At 36.3% G+C, this 2,554-nt stretch carries 3 protein-coding genes; 1 reads left to right on the top strand and 2 read right to left on the bottom strand.

Features of this window, described 5'->3' with window-relative positions; all coding sequences use genetic code 11:
• A partial coding sequence (locus WC622_RS17125; RefSeq protein WP_372820904.1) for an RloB family protein occupies nt 1-614 on the top strand: 614 nt, incomplete at its 5' end.
• A 145-nt stretch (nt 615-759) separates the two neighbouring features.
• On the opposite strand, the gene WC622_RS17120 is transcribed toward WC622_RS17125, so the two are convergent.
• Together WC622_RS17120 and WC622_RS17115 are read right to left on the bottom strand one after the other, a co-directional pair.
• Entirely contained in the window at nt 760-1,527 is a 768-nt protein-coding gene (locus WC622_RS17120; protein ID WP_372820903.1) for a tyrosine-protein phosphatase, read from the bottom strand.
• A 722-nt stretch (nt 1,528-2,249) separates the two neighbouring features.
• The coding region (locus WC622_RS17115) for a hypothetical protein (protein WP_372820902.1) at nt 2,250-2,554 on the bottom strand (305 nt) is incomplete at its 5' end.

The following is a 2,554-nucleotide window of genomic DNA, read 5'->3' as shown; positions in this document are numbered from 1 at the left end:
ATTTAAAAGTTAATGCCATTCCAAATCAAAGATCTAAAAAACTTAATCTGAATGCCACGATAAGCAGTTGTCGTGATCAAGGATTGATTGAATTTGTAGGTGGTCGTTATAAAGTGGTACCAGGCACGACTGAGGATATTTGGTGTGTGTATGATCGTGATCTTAAAGCTGAAGTTTGGATAAATAATTTGCCTCAAGACAATATAGATTTTGATACATCTATTATTTTAGCTGAAAATGCTGGAATAAAAGTTGCTTGGAGTAATGATGTATTCGAGCTTTGGATTTTGCTGCATTTTGAAGATGTCCCAACTGGCGCCCCATTACATAGAAACTATATTTATGAACGCCTGACACATATTTTTAAAAATGTTGTTGCCCGAAATCCTGATCTTGATATAGTTACTGAGCTCGATACATTCAATTACAAGGAAAATATGAAAAGGCGAGAGCGATTTATAACTCAGGTTTTGCCGCTATTGCCTGCTAAACTAGTAGTTGCAATAAAGCGAGCAAATGCATTACAAAATGTTTTCGATGCCCGTATCCCTTATCATGAAAAAAATCCTTGTACAATGGTTCATCATCTGGTTCAAGAGTTAATAGCGAATTAGTCCTTTAATAGCACTAGAGACTTTTATTGTCATTTGGTCTTCCTAAAAACTCGAAGGCCAGCAAACAGGGCGCATACCCCTCATAGTTGATATACTCAATACGGTAGCGTGCCTCGCAATGACGCACCCAGCAAAAACCAACTTCCTAGTTAAAGCTGCTATTTTTCAATAGTCCACTATCTACTAAACGGGCAAAGTGTTTGCTTTGGGGAACGAGTTTAAGGGTTTCTAAGTGCTTTACGTGATGGGTATCTGTACCAATGAAATCGATCATGTCTTTTTCGATGAGCTTCTCGGCAATTTGTTTAATGTTTTTGCCGTAATGCTCGGTTAGGGATAGCGCATTTACCTGTAACTCTACGCCCATTTCTTTCAACCTTGTATAGTAGCTAAATTGCTTATGGAAAAATAAATAACGCTCTGGATGAGCTAAAATAAGTTGGTAGCCTTTAATTCCCAGCTCGAAGATTTGCTCTTCTAAATCATGCGGTCTGGCAATCTGACTAAATTCGAATAATAACCTGTTTCCCGGTAAAGGCAACACAGTGCCGGCATTTACCTGCTTTAAAAACTGATCATCTAAATAATATTCAGACGATAAAGACACAGAAATGCCTTCAGGTAGTTTGCCGTCTAACAAGGAAAAACCTGCCTGCAACGAGGCAGTCGTATTAGGATGAATGTCTTGTAAAGTATGTGGCGTAGTAATAAGACGGTTAAAACCCAATTCTTTTAAGCCACTAATAAGTTTTACACTATCATTTACATCCTTTGCACCATCATCAACACCAGGAACTAAATGGGAGTGCATATCGACCCCAACTGCGGAGAAATCTGAATTTTTATTTCTTTTTCTAAAGAAGAACATTGACAAACCTGTTTTAACCAGCAAGGTAGTCAAATTATCTAACACAGAAAAGTATTGGGGAATAATGGGTTTTTTTCAGGACAGTTTGTATAGTAGATAGGTTAGTAGTAAACAAAGTTATGCGATAAAAGTTTTAATTATTTTAACGAGCAATCATTTAATTAATAGTTTATTAATAATTTGTTAATGTTACACAGTCTAAATAAGCTTTTTAATTGGCTGATATACAGTGTATTCATCATGGTTCATCTCATTGGTTTGTACACGCTTTACGTCGACGATTTATTTTATTTGAAAAAAAATATGTTACTTGCTAGCAAACCATCCAGGGGATAAAAACGTACATGCTTATGGTTTAGTTTTTGATATTATTTATGACATCTAAATCCTATGAGCTATCAAGACTATCGCTGCCGAAAATGTAAATGTGATTTTCACTACCAGGTACCCCGTGGGTTTCTGCTAAAATCGGTACTTGGGTTTTTACCTATTCGAATATTTTGGTGTCCAAAGTGTACTGTGAATAGATATGTGTGGGTAGCCTCCAAAACAGACCGTAAGGAAATGTAATTACTTCCCAGCTAATTCATCAATCTAAAGTTTTTTTACTGGCCTTTTATCGTAATTACACCCTTATTCTTTTGCGAAAATGCAGGGCTGCAAGCAACTACTAACAGGGATAGGATTGCTATTTTTTTAAGTAAGTTCATTTTTTCTTTGTTAGTTTTTTAGGTGCTTGGTTTTTGATTGACCTTACTCATCATGCGTTAGGCCAAATCCCAATTAGATTTAGCAGTAAACGAGAAGGTGGGGTTAACGGTACCGCCCGTTACTTGATCTAAATTAATTCTGAAAGCGGTTGGAGTAATATTAGTCACGGTGATAATTTGAGCCGATCCTAAATTAATCAACGGTACAACTTCGATAAAAATATTGGTGATATCATCTAAGCCATGAACAAAATCAAACCAAGTAGCGGTCCAAGGGAAAACACAAGTACCACTGTTTTCAGTTACAAATTTCTTATTGTCAATAATCACAACAGAAACTTGGGCATCCGTTCTTACCATTT

Origin of the sequence: Pedobacter sp. (assembly GCF_041662865.1) — a bacterium.
Lineage (GTDB): Bacteria > Bacteroidota > Bacteroidia > Sphingobacteriales > Sphingobacteriaceae > Pedobacter.
This window is presented reverse-complemented; position numbering and strand designations above follow the sequence as displayed.